General features: G+C 47.9%; 1 protein-coding gene. It reads left to right on the plus strand.

Going from position 1 to position 311, the window contains the following annotated elements; all coding sequences use genetic code 11:
- Window positions 1–16: 16 nt before the first annotated feature.
- A partial coding sequence (locus M595_RS31475) for a peptidoglycan-binding 1 domain protein (RefSeq protein ID WP_023070074.1) occupies window positions 17–311 on the plus strand: 295 nt, incomplete at its 3' end.

The following is a 311-nucleotide window of genomic DNA, read 5'->3' on the forward strand; positions in this document are numbered from 1 at the left end:
GAGAGTAGTTTCTCAGGTGCCGAGTTTTGGCATTCCTCAAGGTCGCCCCATCGGGGGAATTGCTCCAGTTAATCAACCTGTTAATCAACCTGTTAATCGGCTTATTGCTCAAGGTCGGCCTTTGAACCCTGCTCCTTTGAATCCGACTCCTTTTGCTCCTGTTCCTCAAGGTCAGCCCTTAAATCCTTCTCCCCTGATTCCTGTTCAACCTGTGGCGACTTACCGGAGTTTTGTCAGTGTGGGAGATACAGGATTTGAAGTGAGAAAAGTACAACAACGTCTGCGAGAGTTAAATTACAGATCGGAAGAGC

The sequence above is a fragment of the Lyngbya aestuarii BL J genome (assembly GCF_000478195.2).
Lineage (GTDB): Bacteria > Cyanobacteriota > Cyanobacteriia > Cyanobacteriales > Microcoleaceae > Capilliphycus > Capilliphycus aestuarii.